Annotated in this window: 19 protein-coding genes and 1 tRNA gene; 7 read left to right on the forward strand and 13 right to left on the reverse strand. The window is 74.8% G+C overall.

Going from position 1 to position 17784, the window contains the following annotated elements; genetic code table 11:
* Positions 1 to 4 precede the first annotated feature (4 nt).
* Complete coding sequence (locus tag MODMU_RS02530; RefSeq protein WP_231851749.1) at positions 5 to 910, forward strand: glycosyltransferase family 9 protein; 906 nt, start codon at positions 5 to 7, stop codon at positions 908 to 910.
* 72 nt (positions 911 to 982) lie between these two features.
* Here the strand turns inward: MODMU_RS02530 and MODMU_RS02535 are convergent, their stop codons facing one another.
* The 4 genes from MODMU_RS02535 to MODMU_RS02550 all read right to left on the reverse strand — a co-directional run bounded on the left by MODMU_RS02535 (position 983) and on the right by MODMU_RS02550 (position 5873).
* Positions 983 to 1930: a beta-1,6-N-acetylglucosaminyltransferase gene (locus MODMU_RS02535; protein WP_014738597.1), complete on the reverse strand. Its 948-nt coding sequence runs from the start codon at positions 1928 to 1930 to the stop codon at positions 983 to 985.
* A 224-nt stretch (positions 1931 to 2154) separates the two neighbouring features.
* Complete coding sequence (locus MODMU_RS02540; RefSeq protein ID WP_014738598.1) at positions 2155 to 3813, reverse strand: VWA domain-containing protein; 1659 nt, start codon at positions 3811 to 3813, stop codon at positions 2155 to 2157.
* Between the two features lie 124 nt (positions 3814 to 3937).
* The gene (locus MODMU_RS02545) at positions 3938 to 4921 is read right to left on the reverse strand and encodes a UDP-glucuronic acid decarboxylase family protein (RefSeq protein WP_014738599.1); all 984 of its coding nucleotides are present in this window, start codon (positions 4919 to 4921) and stop codon (positions 3938 to 3940) included.
* Between the two features lie 100 nt (positions 4922 to 5021).
* Positions 5022 to 5873, reverse strand: a complete 852-nt coding sequence (locus MODMU_RS02550; protein ID WP_014738600.1) for a LysR family transcriptional regulator — start codon at positions 5871 to 5873, stop codon at positions 5022 to 5024.
* 96 nt (positions 5874 to 5969) lie between these two features.
* Here MODMU_RS02550 and MODMU_RS02555 point away from each other — a divergent pair, with 96 nt between their 5' ends.
* Positions 5970 to 6701 carry an SDR family oxidoreductase gene (locus tag MODMU_RS02555; protein WP_014738601.1) on the forward strand — a complete coding sequence of 244 codons (732 nt, stop codon included), beginning with the start codon at positions 5970 to 5972 and terminating at the stop codon, positions 6699 to 6701.
* 68 nt (positions 6702 to 6769) lie between these two features.
* Here the strand turns inward: MODMU_RS02555 and MODMU_RS02560 are convergent, their stop codons facing one another.
* From MODMU_RS02560 to MODMU_RS02580, 5 genes are all read right to left on the reverse strand, one after another.
* Positions 6770 to 8122: an ABC transporter substrate-binding protein gene (locus MODMU_RS02560; RefSeq protein WP_231851750.1), complete on the reverse strand. Its 1353-nt coding sequence runs from the start codon at positions 8120 to 8122 to the stop codon at positions 6770 to 6772.
* 89 nt (positions 8123 to 8211) lie between these two features.
* Positions 8212 to 9369, reverse strand: a complete 1158-nt coding sequence (locus MODMU_RS02565; protein WP_014738603.1) for a branched-chain amino acid ABC transporter permease — start codon at positions 9367 to 9369, stop codon at positions 8212 to 8214.
* A gap of 2 nt (positions 9370 to 9371) precedes the next feature.
* Positions 9372 to 10256, reverse strand: coding sequence for a branched-chain amino acid ABC transporter permease (locus MODMU_RS02570; protein ID WP_014738604.1), 885 nt, complete (start codon positions 10254 to 10256; stop codon positions 9372 to 9374).
* Positions 10257 to 10294: 38 nt separating this feature from the next.
* Positions 10295 to 11062: an ABC transporter ATP-binding protein gene (locus MODMU_RS02575; RefSeq protein WP_014738605.1), complete on the reverse strand. Its 768-nt coding sequence runs from the start codon at positions 11060 to 11062 to the stop codon at positions 10295 to 10297.
* Positions 11055 to 11939: an ABC transporter ATP-binding protein gene (locus MODMU_RS02580; RefSeq protein ID WP_014738606.1), complete on the reverse strand. Its 885-nt coding sequence runs from the start codon at positions 11937 to 11939 to the stop codon at positions 11055 to 11057. Before MODMU_RS02580 ends, MODMU_RS02575 begins: the two co-directional genes overlap by 8 nt.
* 171 nt (positions 11940 to 12110) lie before the next feature.
* On the opposite strand from MODMU_RS02580, the gene MODMU_RS02585 reads away from it, so the two are divergent.
* Positions 12111 to 13313, forward strand: a complete 1203-nt coding sequence (locus MODMU_RS02585) for a PucR family transcriptional regulator (protein ID WP_014738607.1) — start codon at positions 12111 to 12113, stop codon at positions 13311 to 13313.
* Positions 13314 to 13404: 91 nt separating this feature from the next.
* Here MODMU_RS02585 and MODMU_RS02590 read toward each other — a convergent pair whose 3' ends face one another.
* Genes MODMU_RS02590 through MODMU_RS02600 form a run of 3 tightly spaced genes read right to left on the reverse strand, consistent with a single transcriptional unit; the run spans position 13405 to position 15041 of the window.
* Complete coding sequence (locus tag MODMU_RS02590) at positions 13405 to 13638, reverse strand: DUF2630 family protein (RefSeq protein WP_014738608.1); 234 nt, start codon at positions 13636 to 13638, stop codon at positions 13405 to 13407.
* 45 nt (positions 13639 to 13683) lie between these two features.
* Positions 13684 to 14601 (reverse strand): prephenate dehydrogenase/arogenate dehydrogenase family protein, encoded by a 918-nt coding sequence (locus MODMU_RS02595; protein WP_014738609.1) that lies wholly within the window; start codon positions 14599 to 14601, stop codon positions 13684 to 13686.
* Positions 14598 to 15041 (reverse strand): PaaI family thioesterase, encoded by a 444-nt coding sequence (locus tag MODMU_RS02600; protein WP_014738610.1) that lies wholly within the window; start codon positions 15039 to 15041, stop codon positions 14598 to 14600. Before MODMU_RS02600 ends, MODMU_RS02595 begins: the two co-directional genes overlap by 4 nt.
* An 11-nt stretch (positions 15042 to 15052) precedes the next feature.
* Here MODMU_RS02600 and MODMU_RS02605 point away from each other — a divergent pair, with 11 nt between their 5' ends.
* The 4 genes from MODMU_RS02605 to MODMU_RS02620 all read left to right on the forward strand — a co-directional run bounded on the left by MODMU_RS02605 (position 15053) and on the right by MODMU_RS02620 (position 16874).
* On the forward strand, positions 15053 to 15577 hold the full coding sequence (locus MODMU_RS02605; RefSeq protein WP_014738611.1) for a tRNA adenosine deaminase-associated protein: 525 nt from the start codon (positions 15053 to 15055) through the stop codon (positions 15575 to 15577).
* Between the two features lie 35 nt (positions 15578 to 15612).
* Positions 15613 to 16254: an HAD-IA family hydrolase gene (locus MODMU_RS02610; protein WP_014738612.1), complete on the forward strand. Its 642-nt coding sequence runs from the start codon at positions 15613 to 15615 to the stop codon at positions 16252 to 16254.
* A gap of 66 nt (positions 16255 to 16320) precedes the next feature.
* Positions 16321 to 16779 (forward strand): nucleoside deaminase, encoded by a 459-nt coding sequence (locus tag MODMU_RS02615; RefSeq protein ID WP_014738613.1) that lies wholly within the window; start codon positions 16321 to 16323, stop codon positions 16777 to 16779.
* A gap of 10 nt (positions 16780 to 16789) precedes the next feature.
* Positions 16790 to 16874: transfer RNA gene (locus MODMU_RS02620), tRNA-Ser, on the forward strand.
* Between the two features lie 65 nt (positions 16875 to 16939).
* Here the strand turns inward: MODMU_RS02620 and MODMU_RS28295 are convergent.
* Positions 16940 to 17452, reverse strand: coding sequence for a hypothetical protein (locus MODMU_RS28295; RefSeq protein ID WP_166503377.1), 513 nt, complete (start codon positions 17450 to 17452; stop codon positions 16940 to 16942).
* Positions 17453 to 17784: the final 332 nt, after the last annotated feature.

The raw sequence follows: 17784 nt of genomic DNA on the forward strand, positions 1-17784 counted from the left end.
GGTGGTGCTGCGGCCGTTGGGGTTGGGGGACCTGCTCACCGGGGTGCCGGCGATCCGGGGGGTCCGGGCCGCCGTGCCCGAGCACCGGCTGGTGCTGGCCACCACCCGGGCGCTGGCGCCGCTCGCCGCGCTGATCGACGCGGTCGACGAGGTGCTGCCCGCGGTCGAGCTCGAGCCGCTGGACTGGACCGGCCCGCCGCCCGAGCTCGCCGTCGACCTGCACGGCAAGGGGCCGCTGTCGCACGTCGTCGTCGCCGACCTGCAGCCGCAGCGGCTGCTCACCTTCGACAGCCCCGGCTACCCGGGGCCGACCTGGTACCCTGACGAGCACGAGGTCCGGCGCTGGTGCCGGCTGGTCTCCGAGGGCCTGGACGTCGCCTGCGACCCCGACGCGCTCGACCTCGCGGTGCCCGACGTCGAGCCACCCGTGCGGGACGTCGCCGTGGTGCACCCCGGCGCGGCGTTCCCCGGCCGACGCTGGCCGGCCGAGCGGTTCGCCGCTGTCGCGGCGCACCTGGCGGGGGCCGGGCTGGACGTCGTGGTCACCGGTGGCCCGGCGGAGCGGGAGCTCGCGCTCGCCGTCGCGGCCGGCGCCGGGCTGGGGGAGGACGCCGTGCTGGCCGGCCGGACGACGTCGCTGGAGCTGGCCGCCGTCGTCGCCGCCGCCCGGGTCGTGGTCTGCGGGGACACCGGGGTCGCCCACCTGGCCAGCGCCTACCGCCGTCCGTCGGTGGTGCTGTTCGGGCCGGTGTCGCCGGCGCTGTGGGGGCCACCGCCGCGCCAGCAGCACGTCGTCCTCTGGCACGGCGACGGCACCGGCGACCCCTGGGGGACGACGCTCGACCGCGCGCTCGCGCAGATCACCGTCGAGGAGGTCACCACTGCCCTGGACACGTTGCTCTTGGGATGAGGACCACGGACGGCGGTGATGGCGGCTCGTAGGTCGGCTCGCCTGCTCGACGGCCGCGTCCGGGACCGACCGTCACGGCGTTGCCGTCCGCAGCTCGGCGTCGACCCGGCCCAGCAGGCGTGAGCTGCGGGTGGACGAGAACTTGCGGGCGAACAACCGGCGTCGCTGCAGCGGCTTCTCGGCCACGGTGCCCACGGCCTCCGCAGGTTCCGCCGGGGGCGCGGCGACCACGCGGGCCAGCGCCGGGAAGGCGTCGTCCGTCAGCCACTCCGGATGGTCCGAGCGCCCCTCCGGCCATTGCATGTACCAGGCGTGCGCGGCGCACGGGGGCAGCGCGTCCGAGCCGGCGAACGTCGGGCTGGCGAGCACGGAGGTGGTGAAGCTCTCCTCCGGCACGAGGGTGGAGCGCCAGAACCGGACCATCTCCGGGTGGCGGTCGACGATCTGCAGTACCAACTCGGCATGGTGCCGGGCATAGATCTTCCACTGTGCCGAGGCGCGCAGCTCCAGGCCTGCAGGCACCTCGCGGCGAACCGGCCAACGCAACGGCACGTCTCGCAGGTAGACGACCCGGTCTCTCCGGGTCAGGAAGCGGTGCTCGACGCGCCACCGCCCGCCGTCCGGGTGCCGGGGTGTGCCCCACGGGGCGTACGGGAGGGGCTGGTTCCACATCCAACTCGACCCGGCCCAGGCGGACAGCTCGGCCACCAACCGCGGAGCGGAGACGAGCGGGTAGTCGGACCCGGACAGCACGGCGATGTGCTCCGCCGACGTGCTGCGCAGCGCCGTCCGCAACCCGACCAGCTCGGCGGCCACCAGGGACCAGCTGGCGAGGCTCGTGGGCAACCGGGGGCAGAGCGTCACCTGGGACGAGGCACCCCGGACCATGTCCTCTGCCACGGTGTCCGCAGTCTTGGCGTCCACGTGGAGGAAGACCGGCACATCGGGGAGCGCCTCGATCAGCCGGCGTACGTGCGTCGGGTCAGCATGCGCCAGGACGATGGCCGCCAGCGGTGTCATGGGAATCCACCTCTTCGCGGGCCGCAGGACGCTCGTGCGGCCCCTGGGGCAGGGGAGCACTCACCGCCCCCGCCGCCGGGTCACCGGGGGCACAGGCCCGAGGTACCGGGCAGTGTCCCACAGGAACAGCGACGACCCGTCCCGCTGCGGTGCCGGGCCACATCGAGCTCTGGGATCGGCTGGTGGACTGCCACGGGAACGTCGTCGACGCTCCGGGAACCGGCTCAGCCCCGGCGGCGGATGGCGTCGAAGAGGACGCCCTGCAGGTCCTCCGGGTCGAGCGCGGCGTAGGCGGCGCCGGTGGTGGCGTCGGCGATCTGCTGCAGTGCGTCCTGGTCGGCGTCCGGGCCGAGCGCGATCCCGATGACCTTCACCGGCCGGGCCGGGTCGGCCTCGGCCCGCAGCGTGCTCAGCAGCTCGTCGAGGCCGATGCCGGTGTCGTCGTCGTTCTCGCCGTCGGTGATGAGGACGACGCTGTTCACCGACGCCGGGTCGTAGGCCTCCTGGGCGGCGCGGACCGCGGCCAGCGTGGTGTCGTACAGCCCGGTGCCGCCCGGGGAGAGCCGGCTGGGCAGGCTGTCGAACTGCGCGTCGATCAGCTCGCGCTGAGTCTGGCCGTCGACGTCGGCGCCGAACTGGCGCAGCGGGGCCAGCTCCTCGTAGTCGCGGTCGCCGTCGAGCCGGGAGGCGAACACCCACACGCCGCCGGAGTAGGAGTCCGGCAGCAGGGTCAGGGCGCTCTTGGTCGCGTCCCGCGCCAGGGTGGCCCGGGTGCCGTCACCGGCCGGGGCGCTCATCGAGGTGGAGACGTCGATGACGGTCAAAAGCCGGGACGGCGTGGCCAGGCTGGACAGCCGCCCGAGCAGGTCCTGCAGCGCGGCGGGGTCCAGCTCCAGCGACGCGGGCGCCGCCTCCTGCACCCCGGTGTCCGGCCCGGCGCCGTCCGGGGCGCCGCCCTCCGGGTCGCGGAAGCCCGCGGCGCGCACCTGCGGACCGGCCGATGCGGCGGTCAGGGCCGCGACGACGGCGTCCACCGCCTCGGGCTCGGTCGCCGCGGCCGCCCCGACCTGCAGCACCGGGTAGTCCAAGGCGGGCGAGCCGTCGCTGGGGTAGACGGCGACCAGCTGGTCCGAGCCGGCCGCGGTGTTGGCGGTCAGCACCTCCTGCTCGCTCACCGGCACCAGCGGCGCGTCGGCGCCGCCCTGCGTCCCGGCGGTCAGCGCGTCGGCGGGGGAGGGGACCTCCCCGCGCCCGGCGGCGAGCACCGCGGCCACGACGGCGTTGTCGGCGTCCTCGCCGCCGCCCAGCGACTGGCGGACGGCGGCCAGCGCGGACAGGCCCTCGGCGCTCGCGGCCAGGTCCGGGACGGCGAGCGGGCGGCCGGTGCCCAGCGCCTGGCCCCAGGTGGGCGGCGTGCTGGTCCAGCCCAGCTGGTCGGCCGCGGCCCGGCTGGTGGCCAGCACCAGCGGCGAGGAGGCCAGCGAGCCGGCGGCCTCGAGGTCGGCGCCGTCGGCGCGGGCGGCCCACAGCGAGGAGTCGGGCACCCACACCTGCGGCAGCGCGTCGGGCTCCAGCGCCCCGACCGACGCCAGCGTCTGCAGCGGCTCCTCCGCGGTCACCTCGGCGACGGCGCAGGCGCCACCGCCGAGCGGCGCCGGGTCGGCCAGCAGCCGCTCCACCAGCGGGCCGACCTCGGGCGCGACGGTGACCCGCACGGTCTGCCGGTCGCTGCAGGTGGCCGCATCGGCGGTGCCGTCGTCCCCGGACCGCCACCAGACCACGCCCAGGCCGATGGCCGCGACCAGCAGGACGGCCAGGCCGCCGAGCAGCGCGGGGCGGCCGGCGATCCCGGACCGGGACGGTGTGGAGGCGTGCCGCCCCATCTGGTCACTCCGTGGTGTTCGAGCCCTGTGCAGTGCCAGGGGCGCGCCGGAGCGCGGCTTCCCGGGCATCGGTCGGCCGGAACTCTACCCATGCGGAGGCGGTGATCGCCCCTACCTCGGGTCCCTAGCTGGCGCGGGGGGCTGCTGCCTCACGCTGGGCGGCGAACCAGGCGACCGTGCGGGCCAGCCCCTCCTCGGAGGTCACCGTCGGGCGCCAGCCCAGCGCGCGCTCGGCGGCGGTGGTGTCAGGGCGGCGCACCTTGGGGTCGTCGACCGGCAGGTCGATGAAGCCGATCTCGGACGACGAGCCGGTCAGCTCGACGATCCACCGGGCGAGCTCGAGCATGGACAGCTCGTCGGGGTTGCCGATGTTCATCGGGCCGGTCTCGGTGGAGAAGGCCAGCGCGAGGATGCCGCGCACGGTGTCGTCGACGTAGCAGATCGAGCGGGTCTGCGAGCCGTCGCCGGCGACGGTCAGCGGCTCGCCGGCGAGCGCCTGGCCGACGAAGGCGGGGATGGCCCGGCCGTCGTTCGGGCGCATCCGCGGCCCGTAGGTGTTGAAGATCCGCACGATGGCGGTGTCGGTGCCCTGCGAGGTGCGGTACGCGGTGGTCAGCGCCTCGCTGAACCGCTTGGCCTCGTCGTAGACCCCGCGCGGGCCGACCGGGTTGACGTTGCCCCAGTACTCCTCGCGCTGCGGGTGCTCCAGCGGGTCGCCGTAGACCTCCGAGGTCGAGGCGAGCAGGTAGCGGGCGCCCTTCTCCTTGGCCAGGCCCAGGGTGTGCAGCGTGCCCAGGCTGCCGACCTTGAGGGTCTCGATCGGCATCTTGAGGTAGTCCAGCGGGCTGGCCGGGGAGGCGAAGTGCAGCACCAGGTCGACCGGGCCGGGCACGTGCACGTAGTCGGTGACGTCGCAGCGGACCAGCCGGAACCCTGGGTGCTCCATCAGGTGCAGCACGTTCTCCGGCGAGCCGGTGAGGAAGTTGTCCAGGCAGACGACCTCGACGCCGCGGTCGAGCAGCTGCTCGCAGAGGTGGGAGCCCAGGAAGCCGGCCCCGCCGGTCACCACCGCCCGCTCGATGTCCCGCACCGCACCGTGCACCGCCATGCCCTGCTCCCGTCCCGACTGCCCACGCGGACTGCCCGTGGGTCCGGACCGTCCTACCCGTGATGATCATCCACCAACCACTTCGGAGGTGAAGTTCTCGTCAGCGGCGGAGTGCGGTGCGGACGAGGTCGGCGACGGCCCGGGACCGGCTGTGCGCCGGCCAGGCGATGACGGTGGTGACCTCGGGTGCGTCCACCACCGGCACGGCGACCAGGCCGTCGTGCAGCTGGGACCGGGCGGAGTCCGGCACGACCAGCACGGTCCGGCCGAGCGCGACCAGCTGCAGCAGCTGCGTCTGGCTCTGCACCTGCGGACCCGGGCCGTCGGCGTAGGTGCCGTCGGGGCGGGGCCACCGCGGCTGCGGCAGGTCGGGCACGTCGGCCAGGTCGGCCAGCCGGAGCTCCGCCCGGGTGCTGAGCGGGTGCCCGGCCGGCAGCACGGCGACCTGGCCCTCGGTGGCCAGCGCCTCGGTGTCGAAGCCCGCGGTGTCGTCGAACGGGTGGTGCAGGACGGCGACGTCGGCGCGGCCGTCGCGCAGCAGGCCGGCCTGCTCCCCGGGCCCGGAGAGCACCACCTCGACCGGGACGGACCCGGGCTCAGAGGCGTAGGCGTCCAGCAGCTTGGCCAGCAGCTCGCTGGAGGCACCGGCCTTGGCGGCCAGGACGACGCCGGCCGCCCCCGCCGTGGCCTGCCCCGCGCGCCGCGCCCGGTGCTCGGCCGCGGCCACCGCGTCCAGCGCCGCGCGGCCCTCGTGCAGCAGGACCTCGCCGGCCGCGGTGAGCGTCACCGACCGGGAGGTGCGCTCGAGCAGCGCGACGCCCACCCGGCGCTCGAGCTGGCTGATCGCCCGGGACAGCGGCGGTTGGGCGATGCCCAGCCGCTGCGCCGCCCGGCCGAAGTGCAGCTCCTCGGCGACGGCGACGAAGTAGCGCAGCTCGCGGGTCTCCACCACTGGTCCTCCTCGGGCCGGGCGCCGATACCTCCAGGGTATCGCTCAGGACCGAGGTGGTCGTGGACCGCCGGGTGCCCCGCGCCGACGATCGATCCCATGAGGGAGAAGAGGACGGCCCTGGTCACCGGGGCGAACAAGGGCATCGGCTACGAGATCGCGGCAGGGCTGGGCGCGCTGGGCTGGAGCGTCGGGGTCGGCGCGCGCGACGAGGCGCGGCGGGAGGCGGCGGTGGCCCGGCTGCAGGAGGCGGGGGTCGACGCGTTCGGCGTCCCGCTGGACGTCACCGACGACGGGAGCGTCACCGCGGCGGCCCGGCTGCTCGAGGAGCGCGGCGGCGGGCTGGACGCCCTGGTCAACAACGCCGGCATCACCGGCGGCGGGCCGCAGCAGCCGAGCACCGTCGACCCGGCGGTCATCCGGGCGGTCGTGGAGACCAACGTCATCGGCGTCGTCCGGGTGACCAACGCGGTGCTGCCGCTGCTGCGCCGCTCGGCGTCGCCGCGGATCGTGAACGTGTCCAGCACCGTGGGGTCGCTGACCCGGCAGTCCGGCCCGGGCGGGGAGGCCGCCGTGGGTCCGGTGGCCGCGGCCTACTCGCCGTCGAAGACGTTCCTGAACGCGGTCACGCTGCAGTACGTCCGGGAGCTGGCCGGCACCGGGATCCTGGTCAACTGCGCGTGCCCGGGCTACGTCGCCACCGACCTCAACGGCTTCCGCGGCGTGCGCACCCCGGAGCAGGGGGCCGCGACCGCCATCCGGCTGGCGACCCTGCCCGACGGCGGGCCCACCGGCGGGTTCTTCGAGGACGCCGGCGTCGTCCCCTGGTGAGGCGCCCGGGACGCCGACGGGCCGCCGGCCCCCCGAGGGGGACCGGCGGCCCGGGTGGCGCGGGTCGACTACTCGACGGACTCCTCGTCCGGGATGCCGTTGGCCGGCGGGGTGCTGGCGTCGCCGTCGAACTCGGTGATGTCGGCGTCACCGATGTCGGTCTGCTGCACCGGCCGGACCTCCTCCGTGCTGGTCCCGGTGATGCGGCTGATGGACATCCCGCTGGTGCCCATGTGGCTGTCCTCGGAGTAGCGGAACGGCGCGAGGACCGGACCCTCCCAGTCGCCGCCCGCCTGCTGGATGGCGTCGACCAGGCCGTCGCGGGTCGGGTTCTGCCCGGCCGCCTGGAGCGCCTGCACGGTGGTGTAGGCCTGCGCCATGCCGTAGATGCGGTAGTTGGTCAGCTCGCCCTCCTGGCCGGACTCGTCCCACACCTGCTGGAACAGCTGCACCCACGGGTTGTCCGGCTCGTCGACCGTCGGCAGGTAGTCGGTGGTCAGCGTGCCGTCGAGCACGCTGGCGTCGGTCACCTTGCCCTGCGAGAAGTTGTTGAGCAGCGAGCCCACCAGCGCCGGGTCGGACCCCACGTTGGAGTAGAACCACTGCGGGTCGTACCCCAGCTGCAGTGCCGTGAGCTGCGACAGCGCCGTGTAGCTGGGCACGTTGAAGCCGACGACGAAGTCCGCTCCGGCGGCCTGCAGCGCGGCGATCTGCGGGCCGACGTTGGTGTTGCCGGGGGTGTAGCGCTCCGCGGCGACGACCTGGTCGTCGATGTACTCGCGGATGCCCTTCTCGCCGTCCTCGCCGAAGTCGTCGTCCTGGAGGAAGAGCCCGACCTTGGCGTCGGGGAACTCGTCGGCGATGTACTGCCCGATGATCTTCCCTTCGCTCTCGTAGTCGGTCTGCCAGCCGAAGGTGTACGGGTTCGTCTCCGGGTCCTCGCCCCACAGCAGCGAGCCGGAGGAGACGAACAGGTCGGGCACGCCCTCGCTGTTGAGGAAGTCCAGCACGGCGCTGTGCGTCGGCGTGCCGAGGCCGCCGACGATGGCGAAGACCTCGTCCTCGAGCACCAGCTGGTTGACGACCTGGCTGGTGTTCGTCGGGTTGTAGGCGTCGTCGCGGTAGACGTACTCGATCGACCGGCCGTTCACCCCGCCGTTCTTGTTGACGTAGTCGTAGTAGGCGGTGGCGCCGGTCGGGATCTCGCTGTAGCCGGGCGCGGCCACGCCAGTCAGCGGGAAGTGCGCGCCGAGCTTGATGGAGTTCTCGGTGATGCCGATGTCGGAGGCCTCGTTGGCGGCGGTGTCCCCGCCGCCGCCCCCGTCGCCGCCGTCGTCGCTGCTCCCGCCGCAGGCGGCGAGGGTGGAGGCGACGGTGGCTGCGGCCAGGACGGTCACGAGACGCCGGGAGGATCTGGGCAACGGTGCTCCTCTTGTGCGGCCCGGGCGTCGTCGCCCGGGAGTCGGTGGCGGGGAGGGAGGACGGGAGCGGTGGAGGCGTCGGGTCGTCCTCACCCCCTGCTCGCGCGGGCGGCCGTCCGCTTCGCGCGGCTGCCGAGCCAGCGGAGGCGGAGGGTGCCGACCAGGCCGGCGGGGGCGAAGATCATCGCCAGGACGAGCACCACGCCGTAGACGAACGGGGCCAGCTGCGCCGCCTCGGTGCTGTCCAGCCCCCAGCTGGTGCCCAGGTCGGTGACGTACGGCGGCAGGAACACCAGCAGCGCCGAGCCGAGCAGGGCGCCGACCAGGCTGCCCAGGCCACCGATGACGATGGCGGTGAGCAGGGACAGCGACAGCACCAGCGTGAAGCCGCTGGGGGCGGCGAGCCGGACGACGAGGGCGAGCACCCCGCCGGCGAGCCCGGCCGCGGCCGCGCTGACCACGAACGCGAGCACCCGCCACCGGCCGAGGTCGATCCCGGCCAGCTCGGCGGCGACCTCCTGGTCGCGCACCGCGCGCCAGGTGCGCCCGATCCGGCTGCGGACCAGGTTGGCCAGCAGGAAGTAGCTGATCAGCAGGCAGACCGCTCCGACGTAGGCCAGCCACTTGGTGTTCGTGGCCGGGTTGCCGGAGACGGTGTCGATGAAGCCCTCGAACCACTCGGGGGCGCGCGGCGCCCGCACCCGCAGGCCCTGGTCGCCGCCGAGCGTCCCGTTGAAGTAGACGGCCAGGCCGGGCAGGCCGACCGCCAGCGCCAGCGTCGCGCCGGCCAGGTAGGGGCCGTGCAGCCGGGCGGCGGCGACGCCCACCAGGGCGCCGACCAGGATCGCCACCACGATGGAGGCCAGCAGCACGACCGGCAGCGGCAGCGGCTCGTCGGCGGAGAGGAACAGCGCCGTCGTGTAGGCCCCGACCGCCATCAGCGCGCCGTGGCCGAGGGAGATCTGGCCGTTCATCCCGGTCAGCACGGTCAGCCCGCCGGCGGCGATGGCGTAGTAGCTCAGCGTCGCCAGCTGCGAGTTGGTGAAGGGGTCGGTGACCTCCAGCAGGACGACGACGGCCACCGCGGCGGCGGCCAGGAGCACGAGGTGGCGCAGCAGCGTCGACCGGGGGAGGAGGGTCCGGCCGGTGGACGACGGGGCCGAGCTGGCGTTGGCCGCCGCGGTCGCCGTCGACGGGGCCTCGTCGGTGGCTGCGCCGGCGGCGGCAGGGCTCTGCAGGTCGCTCATGGTCAGGCCCTCCGAGCCGTGGTGCTGGCGAACAGGCCACCGGGGCGGACGAGCAGGACGACCATGAGGATCACCAGCGCCGCGACGTTGACCAGCGAGCTGCCGCGCTCGACGTAGCCACTGACGTAGCTCAGCGCCAGGCCGAGGACCAGGCCGCCGACGATCGCCCCGACCGGGGAGTCCAGCCCGCCCAGGATCGCGGCGACGAAGCCGAAGACGATCAGGCTGTCCATGTAGGCGGGGTAGACGAACTCGCCGCCGGCGATGAGCAGCCCGGCCAGCGACCCGACCACGGCGGCCAGCGCCCAGCCGAGGGTGAGCATCCGGCCGACCCGGACGCCGAGCAGCCGAGCCACCTCCTGGCCGAACGCCGCGGCGCGCATCGCCAGCCCGACACGCGTGTAGCGGAACAGCACGACCAGCAGCGCCATGACCACCAGCACCGAGCCGATCACGTACAGGCTGGTGGGGGTCAGCGCGATCCGGGCGTCGCCGACCTGGAAGCCCTCGAGGCCGAAGGGGGTCGGGAAGGACTGGAACGACGAGCCGAAGACGATCGCGATCGCGGCTTGGATGGCGACGAAGAGGCCGAGGGCGACGATGACGGCGTTGAGCTCCGGGCCGCCCTCGACCGGCCGGATGACGACCCGCTCGACCACGGCCCCCAGCACGAAGCCCGAGACCAGCGCGACGACCAGCGCGACCCAGTAGGACTGCCCGGCCTGGATGAGCGCCAGGGCGATGAAGGTGGTGGCGGCCGCCATCGACCCCTGGGCGAAGTTCACGATCCGGGTGGACCGCCAGATCAGCACCAGGGCGAGGGCGAAGGCCGCGTAGACCATGCCCTCGGTCAGCCCGGTGAGGGTGACGTTCACGAAGTACTGCACGGGAGAGGGGCCTTCCTGGTGGTGCGGAGGGGCGGAGGTCAGAAGCCCAGGTAGGCGTGCCGGAGGTCCTCGTCGGCCATCAACGTCCGGGCGGAGTCGGTGACGACGACGCGGCCGAGGTTGAGCACGACGCCGACGTCGGCCACGGACAGGGCGCTGCGCGCGTTCTGCTCGACCAGCAGCACCGACAGCCCCTCGGCGTCCACGAGCCGGCGGAGCAGGCCGAAGATCTGCGCCACGATGCGCGGTGCCAGCCCCAGGGAGGGCTCGTCGAGCAGCAGCACCCGCGGCTGGGCGAGCAGGGCGCGGCCGATCACCAGCATCTGCCGCTCGCCGCCGGACAGGACGTGCGCCGGCTGGTCGCGCCGCTCGGCGATCCGCGGGAAGAGGTCGTAGATGCGGTCGAACTCGCTGCGGGCGACCTTGCCCCGGAACAGCGACCCGACCCGCAGGTTCTCGTCGACGGTGAGCTCGGCGATGACGCCACGCCCCTCGGGCACGTGCGCCATGCCCCGCCCGACCATCGACTCCACCGGTGCCGACGTGATGTCCTCGCCGTCCAGGGTGACCCGGCCGGAGACGCAGCGGACCAGGCCGCTGACGGTTCGCAGCAGCGTCGTCTTGCCCGCGCCGTTGGCACCGAGCACGGCGGTGATCCGGCCGGCCTCGGCGCTCAGCGTCACGCCGTCCAGGGCGCGCACCGCGCCGTAGGCGCTGGTGAGGTCCTCCACCTGCAGCAGCGCCGCGCCCGGGGTGCCCCCCGGAGTGCGCACGGCAGTGCTGCCGTGCCCGCCGGTGTCAGCCACGGTGGCGTCCTCCGTCGGTCGCCGACGGCTCCCCGGCGGCCGGGACCTCCACGTCGTCGCCCAGGTAGGCCTCGGTGACCGCCGGGTCGGCCTGGACCTCGGCGGGTGTGCCGGCCGAGATCTGCTTGCCGGAGTCCAGCACGGTGATCCGGTCGCAGACCCGCATGACCAGGTCCATGTGGTGCTCGACCAGCAGCACGCTCATGCGCCCGGACAGCCGGCGGATCAGCTCGCCGAGCTCGTGCATCTCGTCCTCGCCCAGCCCGCTGGCCGGCTCGTCGAGCAGCAGCAGCTCGGGTTCGGCGACCAGGGCGCGGGCCAGCGCGACCCGCTTCTGCACCGGGTAGGGGAGCCCGCCGGGGTACCGGCCGGCGAACCCCTCGGCGTCCAGGTCGGCCAGGGCGGCGGTGGCGCGCGCCCGCAGCTCGCGCTCGTCGCGGTCGGAGCGGGGCAGAGCGAGCAGGGCGGAGGCGAAGCCGGCCCGGGCGTGCCGGTGTGCACCGATCATGACGTTCTCCAGCACCGTCATGCCGGGGAACAGCCCCACGCCCTGCAGGGTCCGGGAGATCCCGAGACCGGCGAGCTGGTGCGGGCGCAGGCGCCGCAGCGGCTTGCCGCGCCAGGTCATCGAGCCGGCGGTCGGCCGGACGATGCCGCAGGCGACGTTGAACAGTGTCGTCTTGCCCGCGCCGTTGGGCCCGATCAGGCCGTGCACCTGCCCCGGCTCCACCACGAGCGAGACGTCGGAGAGGGCGGTGACCCCGCCGAACGCCACCGAGATGCCGGTCATCTCCAACCGGGACGACGGGGCTCCCGCGGTGGTCCGGTCCAGCGCGGTGCTGCCTGCAGTCGGGGTCGGCTGCGCCAACGGGCCCACGGCTCCCTTGCCTCGGGTTCCCCGACCGCCGGGCATGCCGCGGCGGACGGGCGTCGGGTGGCCCCGACCCGTCGAGACTGCGGTCCGGTGAGTGCGGTCACAATGGGCGGGCAGCACAGCGATCACCCAGATGGACTGTGCTCTGTGCGGTGAGTCACAAAGGGGTGGCAGGTGCAACCGTTCCGGTCCGAGGTGGCCGCGAGGCTGGCAGAGCTCGCGCCACCGCTGCTCGACCAGCTCGACGACATGACCGCGCGGATGATCGGCATCCTCGAGCGCAGCGAGGACAGCTACTCCCACCAGGGGCCGGGTGTGGTCGGCGAGCTGTTCGCATCGACCCGGGCCAACCTCGAGCGCGGGGTGCGCACGCTGATGGGCCACGCCGAGGACGGCGGGCGCGCCGCCCTGGACGCGGCCCGCGAGGTGGGCCGCCGCCGCGCCGCGCAGGGCGTGCCGCTGGAGACGGTGCTGCGGGCCTACCGGCTCGGTGGCCAGGTCACCTGGGAGGCGCTCCGGGCGTCGGCCCGCTGCACCGAGGCGCCCGGGGACAGCGACGTCCTGCTGGAGGTCGCGGGCTCGGTGTGGCACGTCAACGACGTGCAGTGCGCCGCCCTGGCCGAGGCCTACCGGGCCGAGGAGCGACGGCTGGCCGGCATCGACGACGAGGCCCGGCAGCAGGTGCTCGACGGCCTGCTCGGCGGCCGGGGCGGTGACCCGGTGTTCGTCCGGTCGGCGTCGGAGCTGCTGGCGCTCTCGCTCGACGGGCGGCTGGTCTGCGCGGTGGCACCGCCGGACGAGGCCGGCTCACCGACGCTGGCCGACCCCGCGGCGCGGCTTCTGGCGCGCGGCGTCCGCTCGGTGTGGGGCTGGCGCAGCGGTGCCCAGGTCGGCGTCGTCGCGCTGGGCACCCGCCCGGTCGCCGACGTGCTCGGCTGGCTGGCGGAGCAGGCGCAGGGCCCGGTCGGTGCCTCCCCGGTCGTGGAGGGCGCGGCGTTGGTGGCCGCGGCATGGCGGCTGGCGGACACCGCCGCCCGGACGCTGCCGGCGGGTCAGGCCCGGGTGGTCACCATCGACGACCGGCTGCCCGAGGCGCTGCTCAGCAGCTCCCCGGAGATCGCCGAGCGGCTGGTCGCGCAGTCGCTGGGCCGGCTGCTGGAGCTGCCGGGCGAGGAACGCGACGTGCTGCTGGGCACGCTGACCGCGTTCCTCGCCGCCGACGGCTCACCGACCCGGGCCGCGGAGGAGCTGTACTGCCACCGGAACACCGTGATGCACCGGCTGCGCCGGATCGAGCAGGTCACCGGCCGCTCGGTGGCCGACCCCCGGGCCCGGCTGCTGTGGCAGCTGGCCCTGCTCGGCGCCGGTCAGCGGTGACCGATGGAGGACCCCGTTCGCCCCACGCCTCGCACGCTCAGCGCGGGACCCTGAACGGGGCCGGACGAGCCTCGTGCTGCGCGCCCTGCCTCTACTGCAGGTAGTTCTCGACCTGCGGCTCGGGGCGCGGGCTGGCCTCGTCCGGGTCCTCGCCGTACTGGCGCTTGGCGTCCCGCTGGCGCACCAGGTCCCAGAGCTGGTCGCGGTCCTCCTCGATCTGGCGCAGCCGGGCGCGCTGCTCCTCGGTGTGCTCGCTGGCGTTGCGGATCGCGTGCTCCTCCTCCACCAGCGCGTCGATCTTGGCGTGGATGTCCTTGTCGTCCATGGCCCCAGCTTGCCCTGTCCCGCCCGGCTCTGCGCCTGCGGTCGGTCAGGCCCCCTCGGGGACCCAGCCCTCGACGAACGCGGCCAGCCGCCGGGTCACCGCACCGCCGGCGCGGCCGAGCGCGAGCAGCGCCGTCCGGTCCAGCGGCACCCGCACCGGCCGGCGACCCGCGGACGCCGTCCGGACGGCGTGCCCGTCGGCGACCAGGTCGGCCCACGGCCGGGCCAGCTGGGCGCGGACCCGGTCCAGGGCCGCGGCCGTCGGGCCGGCGTTGCCCTCGACCAGCGCGGTCACGAACGCCGGGTCGCTGCCGACCACCCGGGTCCCGTCGCGGAAGCTGCCCGCGGCGAGGGAGAGCGCGAGCGGTCCGGCCTGCCCGGCGGCGGCGGCGAGCGCGGCGGCCAGCAGGTGCGGGACGGCGCTGATCGCGGCGACCGCGTCGTCGTGCTCGGCGGCGGTCACCGGCACCACCTCGGCGCCGACGGACAGCGCGATCTCGGCGACCCGCAGCCAGCGCCGCAGGTCGGTGCCCGGTTCCAGGCACAGCGCCCAGCGCGCGCCGGTGAACAGCGCCGGGTCGACGGCGGTGTGACCGGACCGTTCGGTCCCGCACATCGGGTGCCCGCCGACGAAGCGGTCGCCGTGCGCGGCGCCGAGCTCGGCGAGCACCGGCACCTTCACCGATCCGAGGTCGGTGACGGTCGCGCCCGGGTCGATCCGCAGCCCGGTCAGCGCGCTGCCCATCACCGGCAGCGGCACGGCCAGGACGACGACGCCGGTGAGCTCCTGGCTGATCCGGACGCCCTGGTCCTCGGCGGCGTCCCGGGCCGCCGGGTCGACGTCCCACCCCGAGACCGGCCGGCCGGCGCCGGCGAGGGCGGCGGCCAGCGAGCCGCCGAGCTGGCCGAGGCCGACCACCGACACCGGCGGGGCGGGCATCGTCGGGACCGGGAAGCCGCTCACGCCGAGGTCTCCCAGGGCGTGCCGAGCCGGAACACCCGGGCCAGGGCGGTGGCCACCCGGCGTCCGTCGGTGGTGGTGGCGTCGATCCGGTAGACCGCCGTCCGGCTGGAGCGGTGCACCTCGACGCCCTCGGCGACGAGCTGGTCACCGGGCCGGCCGGCGGAGAGGAACTCGGTATGGACGTCCTGGGCGACGGCGACCGTGCCGTGGCTGTTGCTCACCGCGCTGTGCACCACGTCGAGCAGCGCCATGGTCGCGCCGCCGTGCGCGGTGCCGACGCTGTTGAGCAGCTGCGGGCCCACGGTCATCGTCGCGCGGGCGTAACCGGGGCGGACGTCGGTGAGCTCGATGCCCAGGTGGGCGGCGAGCGGGTCCGCGGCCAGCGCCCGGAACAGCGCCGGGTCGACGGGCGTGCGGTCCTCGTCCGGGGCGTCGGCCATGATCAGAGGCTATGACGCCCCCGCCGGACGACGGCAGCACGCTGCGGCAGAGCTTCGCCGTACGGGTCAGCCGCCTCGAGGACCGCTGGCACTGCGAGCTGCTGGCCGCCGACGCCGACGACGAGCTGCCCGCCCTCGAGCGCGCCCTCGGTGAGCCGGGCTCCGCCGGCTGGCCCGGCCCGTTCGTGGTCGTGGTGGACAGCCGGCTGTACTTCGTCGTGCTGCGGCACGGGCCCGGCGGGATGGTGCGGGCGTTGATCTCCGACGCCACCTTCCAGGAGTGGGTGCTCGCCGCGGAGGTGGTCGAGCGGTACGGCATCGCGGTGGAGACCGGCACGACCGTCGACGACGCCTTCGACGAGGACGGGCAGGGCTGGCCGGGCGGGGACCTCGAGGTGTTCGCCGACGCCGGGATGCCGGCCGAGGAGCTGGCCCGGCTGCTGGACTCCGACGAGTTGTGGGCCGACGAGATGGTGCTCCGGATCGCCGAGCGGCTGGGCTTCGCCGACGAGCTGCGCGCGGTGGCGGCGCCGTGAGCACCGGCCGGACGGCTGGTCGCGGAGGCGACCCCGTGGGCACCGTCTCCGCGGTGGTGTTCGACCTGGGCGGGGTCATCACCGAGAGCCCGATGACCGCCTTCGCCGCGTACGAGGCCGAGGCCGGGCTGCCCGACGGGCTGGTCCGCCGGCTGAACAGCGCCGACCCCGACACCAACGCCTGGGCGCGCTACGAGCGCCGCGAGCTCGACGAGGCGGGGTTCCGCGCCGCCTTCGAGGCCGAGGCCGCGGCGGCCGGGTTCACCCTGGACGCCGGCCGGGTGCTCGCCGCGTTGCACGGGGACCTCCGCCCGGCGGTGGTCACCGCCGTCCGGCGGTTGCGGGCCGCCGGGCTGCCGCTGGCGCTGCTGTCGAACAACGTCGCGCCGATGGAGCGCACCGGGCGGCTGGGGGAGCTGCTCGGGCTGTTCGACGCGGTGGTGGAGTCCTCGGTCGAGGGCGTCCGCAAGCCCGAGCCGGCGATCTACCAGCTCGCGCTGCGCCGGCTGTCCGAGGCGGTCGGCCGCCCGGTCGAGGCGGGGGACTGCGCCTACCTCGACGACCTGGGCATCAACCTCAAGCCCGCCCGGGCGCTGGGCATGCACACGATCAAGGTCGTCGAGCCGGGGGCGGCGCTCGCCGAGCTCTCGGTCCTGACCGGCCTGGACCTGACGTGACCACTCGGGGAGTAGAGCTCTGCCCCCCATGTGGGGCAGAGCTCGACTGCCGGCGGAGGTGATCCGGTGACCGACGACGAGGCGATGCTGCGGGCGCTCCAGCTCGCGGCCGCGGCGCAGGAGTGGGGCGACACGCCGATCGGGGCCGTCGTCCTCGGGTCCGGCGGCGAGGTGCTGGCCGAGGCCGCCAACGAGCGGGAGAAGCGGGGTGACCCGACCGCGCACGCCGAGGTGCTGGCGCTGCGCGAGGCGGCGCGGGTCCACGGTGACGGCTGGCGGCTGACCGGTGCGTCGCTGGTGGTCACCCTCGAGCCGTGCACGATGTGCGCCGGTGCGAGCGTGCTCGCCCGGGTCGCCCGGGTGGTCTACGGCGCCGACGACCCGAAGGCCGGCGCGGCCGGGTCGCTGTGGGACGTCGTCCGGGACCGGCGGCTCAACCACCGGCCGGAGGTCCTCGCCGGGGTCCGGGCCGAGGAGTCCGGCGCGCTGCTACGTGCGTTCTTCCGCGCCAAGCGGGCCCTGTAGTCTCTTCGGCGGTGGCGTGTCCGAGCGGCCGAAGGAGCACGCCTCGAAAGCGTGTGAGGTTCACGCCTCCGTGGGTTCAAATCCCACCGCCACCGCAGCACGACGGCGGCGCCCGATCCCCTGGATCAGGCGCCGCCGTCGTCGTCTCAGCGGGTGACCGTCAGCAGTTGGCCTTGCCGTAGTCGTCCACCGCAGTGCCGGAGTCGACGAGCTCGGTCTGCAGGCTCTGCAGCTGCGGCGCGAGGTCGGTGTTCGCCTGCGGGTTGGTCAGGTCGGCCTGGGCCAGCAGGTCGCGCATCGACGTCCAGGCCGTGACCAGCCGCTGCCACTGCGGCGCCGCGTCGGCCGGGGGCTGGACGGCGGAGATCTTGTCCACCGCCTCCGCCAGCAGCGCCGGCGCCTGCTCCGGTGCGGCGGTGACCCCCTGCAGGTCGTCGCTGATGTCGGACAGCAGCGCCGGCACCTCGGTGCAGAAGGTCTCCTTCTTCTCCGCGTCCGAGTCGGCGGAGGCGCTGGGGGCGGCGCTGGAGGAGGAGGCGGCCGACGACCCCGTCGACGACGAGCTCGTGGTGGCGGCGGCGTCCGCGGCGGAGTCCGACGAGCCGCAGCCGGCGAGCAGGACGGGGGCCACCGCGAAGGGCAGCAGGAGCATGACGGACCTGTGACTGCGCATTGCCGGACCGTAACGAACGCTGTGGACGCTCAGCCCGCCCGGTCGGAGTCGATGAGCAGCCGCCCGTCCTCGCCGCGGACCAGCACGAACGTGCGCCCCGGGCAGTGTGCTGCCGTCGCTGGTCGCAGGATGAGCTCGCCGCGAGCTGGGTCGAGCGGAGACCCGGCCGGCCGGGTGGGACTCGTGCGCTGCATGTGGGCGCAGTGCCTGCAGCGACAGGCACCCCACGTCGGATCTGGAGTTGGCGCACCGGTGTCCATTAGGGCCGATACGGTTCCGCAATCGAGTTCCTGGCGCCTGGACCGGGGTCGGTGCTGCGCCTGTCCATGACG

Source organism: Modestobacter italicus, assembly GCF_000306785.1.
GTDB lineage: Bacteria > Actinomycetota > Actinomycetes > Mycobacteriales > Geodermatophilaceae > Modestobacter > Modestobacter italicus.

Coding starts and splice junctions, on each gene's coding strand:
- MODMU_RS02555 (WP_014738601.1), top strand. CDS start 5,970: ATGAGGGAGAAGAGGACGGCCCTGGTCACCGGGGCGAACAAGGGCATC.
- MODMU_RS02565 (WP_014738603.1), bottom strand. CDS start 9,369: ATGAGCGACCTGCAGAGCCCTGCCGCCGCCGGCGCAGCCACCGACGAG.
- MODMU_RS02540 (WP_014738598.1), bottom strand. CDS start 3,813: ATGGGGCGGCACGCCTCCACACCGTCCCGGTCCGGGATCGCCGGCCGC.
- MODMU_RS02535 (WP_014738597.1), bottom strand. CDS start 1,930: ATGACACCGCTGGCGGCCATCGTCCTGGCGCATGCTGACCCGACGCAC.
- MODMU_RS28295 (WP_166503377.1), bottom strand. CDS start 17,452: ATGCGCAGTCACAGGTCCGTCATGCTCCTGCTGCCCTTCGCGGTGGCC.
- MODMU_RS02600 (WP_014738610.1), bottom strand. CDS start 15,041: ATGGCCGACGCCCCGGACGAGGACCGCACGCCCGTCGACCCGGCGCTG.
- MODMU_RS02590 (WP_014738608.1), bottom strand. CDS start 13,638: ATGGACGACAAGGACATCCACGCCAAGATCGACGCGCTGGTGGAGGAG.
- MODMU_RS02545 (WP_014738599.1), bottom strand. CDS start 4,921: ATGGCGGTGCACGGTGCGGTGCGGGACATCGAGCGGGCGGTGGTGACC.
- MODMU_RS02605 (WP_014738611.1), top strand. CDS start 15,053: ATGACGCCCCCGCCGGACGACGGCAGCACGCTGCGGCAGAGCTTCGCC.